The sequence below is a fragment of the Bradyrhizobium sp. genome (assembly GCF_035309285.1).
GTDB lineage: Bacteria > Pseudomonadota > Alphaproteobacteria > Rhizobiales > Xanthobacteraceae > Bradyrhizobium.
Genome location: NZ_DATGFH010000016.1, coordinates 1 through 2,150, shown reverse-complemented (window position 1 = coordinate 2,150; position 2,150 = coordinate 1). Strand labels below are relative to the sequence as shown.

Genomic DNA, 2,150 nt, shown 5'->3' with positions numbered 1-2,150 from the left:
TCCTCATTGCCGTCGTACCCAGGCGCACCGCCGGGGGTGGCTGACTGCCATCCAGATACGGACGGTGCGCATGGGCCTCTTGAGGCCCTTTTTTATTTCCCGAAGCAAAAACAAGCCGCTGGCAGCGGCACGACCAGGACGAAAGACCATGAGTGAGAAGAGCCACGATCCGAACCAGATGACCGGCGCCGCGATGATCGTCCGCGCGCTCGTCGATCACGGCGTCAAGCACCTGTTTGGTTATCCCGGCGGCGCGGTGCTTCCGATCTACGACGAGATTTTCCAGCAGAGCGAGGTCGAGCACGTCCTGGTTCGGCACGAGCAGGGCGCGGGCCATGCGGCGGAGGGCTACGCGCGCTCGACCGGCAAGCCGGGCGTGGTGCTGGTGACCTCGGGTCCCGGCGCCACCAACATGGTGACGCCGCTGACGGACGCGCTGATGGATTCCATTCCGCTGGTCTGCATCACCGGCCAGGTGCCGACGCATCTGATCGGCAATGACGCGTTCCAGGAATGCGACACCGTCGGCATCACGCGGCCCTGCACCAAGCACAACTGGCTGGTGCGCGACGTCAACGATCTCGCGAAAGTGCTGCATGAGGCATTCTATGTCGCAACGAGCGGCCGGCCCGGTCCGGTCGTGGTCGATGTGCCCAAGGACGTGCAGTTTGCGACCGGCACCTATCATCCGCCGCGCAAGTCCGACGTGCACGTCTCCTACGCGCCGCGGGTGAAGGGCGATGCCACGCAGATCCGCAAAGCCGTGGCGCTGCTCGCGTCCGCCAAACGGCCGGTGATCTATTCCGGCGGCGGCGTGATCAACTCGGGCCGCGAGGCCTCAAAACTCTTGCGCGAGCTGGTCGAGGTGACCGGCTTTCCGATCACCTCGACCCTGATGGGGCTAGGGGCCTATCCCGCCTCGGGCAAGAACTGGCTCGGCATGCTCGGCATGCACGGCACCTACGAAGCCAACATGACCATGCATGATTGCGACGTCATGCTGTGCGTCGGTGCGCGCTTCGATGACCGCATCACCGGGCGGACGGATGCCTTCTCGCCGGGCTCGAAGAAGATCCACATCGACATCGATCCGTCCTCGATCAACAAGAACATCCGCGTCGACGTGCCGATCATCGGCGATGCCGGCAACATCCTTGGCGACCTGCTCACGGTGTTCAAGGCGGAAGCCAAGAAGCCCGACATCAAGGCGTGGTGGCAGCAGATTGCGCAATGGCGCGCGCGCAACTCACTGTCCTACAGGAAGCACAACGATATCATCCTGCCGCAATATGCGATCCAGAAGCTGTTCGAGTTAACGCGCGGCAAGGACACCTACATCACGACCGAAGTCGGCCAGCACCAGATGTGGGCCGCGCAGTTCTACGGCTTCGAGGAGCCGCACCGCTGGATGACCTCGGGCGGGCTCGGCACCATGGGCTATGGGTTGCCGGCGGCGATCGGCGTGCAGGTCGCCCATCGCAATAGCCTCGTCATCGATATCGCGGGTGACGCCTCGGTGCAGATGACGATCCAGGAGATGTCGACCGCGGTTCAGCACGAGCTGCCGATCAAGATCTTCATTTTGAACAACCAGTACATGGGCATGGTGCGGCAGTGGCAGCAGCTCCTGCACGGCAACCGCCTGTCGCATTCCTATACGGAAGCCCTGCCGGATTTCGTCAAGCTCGCGGACGCCTATGGCTGTGTGGGCATCCAGGCGATCAAGCCCGGTGATCTCGACGGCGCGATCAAGGAGATGATCTCGGTCAAGCGGCCGGTGCTGTTCGACTGCCGCGTGGCGGCGTTGGAGAACTGCTTCCCGATGATCCCGTCCGGCAAGGCGCATAACGAGATGCTGTTGCCGGAGGAGGCAAACGACGAGGCCACCGCGACCGCCTTCGCCGGCGGCAAGGCCCTGGTCTGAGGAGTGGGGTGATGTTCGACCTCAAGGAGCTCGATCAGGCGCTGCAGGTTGTGCATGCGGCGATGCCGCCGACGCCGGCGCATGCCTGGCCGCTGCTCGCGGAGCGGCTCGGGACCGAGGTCGTCGTCAAGCATGAGAACCACACGCCGGTCGGCGCCTTCAAGGTGCGCGGCGGGCTCGTCTATCTCGACCGGCTCAAGCGCGAGCAGCCGAATGTGCCGGGCAT

The 2,150-nt window shown here is 64.1% G+C and carries 2 protein-coding genes; both read left to right on the top strand.

Going from position 1 to position 2,150, the window contains the following annotated elements; translation table 11 throughout:
• The first annotated feature begins 148 nt into the window (after positions 1–148).
• Positions 149–1,924 carry an acetolactate synthase 3 large subunit gene (locus tag VKR55_RS05285; protein WP_324400439.1) on the top strand — a complete coding sequence of 592 codons (1,776 nt, stop codon included), beginning with the start codon at positions 149–151 and terminating at the stop codon, positions 1,922–1,924.
• An 11-nt stretch (positions 1,925–1,935) separates the two neighbouring features.
• Positions 1,936–2,150 (top strand): pyridoxal-phosphate dependent enzyme (locus VKR55_RS05280; protein WP_414642306.1); only part of this gene is annotated, 215 nt, incomplete at its 3' end.

What these genes read in the sequence shown, in the direction of transcription:
- VKR55_RS05285 (WP_324400439.1), top strand. Translation starts at nt 149, where the DNA reads ATGAGTGAGAAGAGCCACGATCCGAACCAGATGACCGGCGCCGCGATG.